Origin of the sequence: Campylobacter concisus (assembly GCF_002092845.1) — a bacterium.
Lineage (GTDB): Bacteria > Campylobacterota > Campylobacteria > Campylobacterales > Campylobacteraceae > Campylobacter_A > Campylobacter_A concisus_AQ.
In genome coordinates, this window is the sequence record NZ_LVXF01000024.1 from 1 (window position 1) to 2,460 (window position 2,460).

General features: G+C 39.3%; 1 protein-coding gene. It reads right to left on the minus strand.

What is annotated here, in order from left to right; genetic code table 11:
• Positions 1-35: 35 nt before the first annotated feature.
• The coding region (locus A3854_RS09605) for a hypothetical protein (protein WP_180378658.1) at positions 36-2,460 on the minus strand (2,425 nt) is incomplete at its 5' end.

Here is a 2,460-nt window from a genome sequence, read left to right on the forward strand (position 1 = left end):
CAAAGGAATTTCCTTTGGGATTAAAAGTCTAGATATTAAAGTACGTGTATTTGGTCTTGAACTTCGATTGTAGTTGTACCACTAGTATAAGTAGTATAACCACCAGAACTAGCACCTTTAGTCCAACTACTTCCAAGAGTAAGCTCATCGTTACTATCACCATCTATTTTTAGCTTATTCTCATTACTATCACGTAATATATCTTGAACATTGCTAGCTGTAAGAGATAAGGTTGTCTTTTCTCCATTAGTCATATCTAGTTTTTCGATATTTTTAACATGGCTAAAGTCTATGCTATTGTCAGCTACTTTTAATGTATCAAATCCGGCTCCGCCGTCGATTTTTGTATCATTCAAGATTGCACCCTTTTCGATCGTGATCTCATCGTCGCCTGCTCCAGCTTCGACAACTGTATTATTCATTAAGTTTGCACCTTTGTTGATAAATATCTTATCATTTCCGGTTTCGGTCCTTATGTTGCCATTATCAAATTTTGAACCATCGTTAATGTAAATTTCATCATCACCTGCTCCGCCGTTTACGCCACCATTTGTAAATTCTGCTCCGTTAACATATACCTTATCGTCGCCATCATGTGCATATACGTTACCGCCGATAAATTTAGCACCGCTCTCTAGCGTTATAGTATCATTGCCATTTCCAGCAAATACATAAGACGCATCTTGGAATATGGTTCCCTCTTTTATAGTAATTCTATCGTCGCCGTCGTCTGTTCTTAACTCAGATAAACCTCTATTATTACTATTCATAAACGTGGTATTAGTAACCTCTACTATATCGTTATCCGCTCCAGTATTTAAAGAAGAGCTATCAAATACTATACGATCGCCGTTGGCTGTTTTGCCGTCGTTAATTTTTATAGTCTCCTCGCCGGCACCGGTATTAATAACGGTGCTAGTGAGCGTTACCCCGCTAGCGATATTTACTTTATCTATGCCACCCTCGGTCATAATATTTGATTGATTGCCAACATCAGCAGTAATATTAGCATTGATATTTACAGTATCTTTGTCAGCTCCCGTATTTATATCGATCTTATTTATTGTCGCTCCAGCGTTAATATTAACGATATCTTCGCCCTCAATTGTTTTAATTTCGGAATTTATGAGCGTTCCGTCAATATTTATGATATCCTTAAATTTATTACCCCAAACAGTCTTTGCATCTAAATTAGTAACATTTGAAATATCTATCTTATTTTCGCCGTTTCCGCCGGATATTCCGCCTATATGAGAATTTTTAATTTTCATTTCATCATTGCCGCCCCATATACCGCCTTCTACAACTCCCTCAACAGTAGAGTTTTCAACAGTAATGTTATCCTTATCAGAATCTGCAGCTCCGCCATATATGCTAGGGCTTTCGCCGCGTCCGCCACTAACGTATCCTTTTACTTTTGCGCCGTCTAAAATTTTAATAGTATCGCTATCTTCGTTGCCTTCTATGTTTTCGGTTACGACGGTACCGGTATCTTTTACGGTTATCTTATCGTTACCCCATCTTCCGACTATACCGTCTACTTTAGCGCCTTTTTCTACCAATATCTCGTCATCGCCGCCTCTACCGTTTATACCGCTAACGTAAGTTCCGCTATCGCTTACGGTTACCTTATCGTTTCCTTCGTCGGCCTGTATAAGACCTACTTTTGCGCCTTTATCCACGGTTATATCGTCGTCTCCGTTGCCAGCGCCTATGAATCTGACCTGCGTTCCGTTTCCGCTTACTTTTATGGTATCACCAGCAGCACCGTTATCTTCTATATCTATATTTTTTCCTTGGCTTGCTTGATATGCTTTTTCATGTACATCATTTTTAGTTTTATTATCACCTAGTAATGTATCTACTTTTGAGCCACCCTCTACGGTTATATTATCGCTTCCTGAACCGCCGGAAACGCCAAAGACTTTGGCACCGTTTTTGAGATCAACGTTATCGTTTCCAACTCCTCCAAGCACAGACGCTATTTGTGCACCGTCTACGGTTATATTATCTATATTATCCGATCCAAACACTCTTAAACTTGGATTAGGATTTACTATCTTAGCTACTGAGCCATCATCTGGATAGTTTGAAGCTTTTGCTGTGCTAGTTACTGCTAGGTCTTTAGCATCATCTTGACCAATAGCTAGTTTACCATCATTGCTTACATACCAACCGTCTTTGTGTTGGAATGCACTAGGAGTAGTAGGATCATCAGGAGTTAGATAATCTCTACCATCAGTATGTCTATATACATGATATCCATTAGGTATAGAGTTATAAAATGAAGCTAATAGTCTAGAAGATGTGCTCTCTCCTACATACGCTGATAAAGGAATTTTTATACTTCCTGCTGGTAAAGCAGGTTCTATTGCCCCAGCTCCAACAGCACTTCCTCCACTTACACCAAAGCTATTATCTCCACCTGCTGCTAGAGATAAAGCATCTATGCTTCCTACA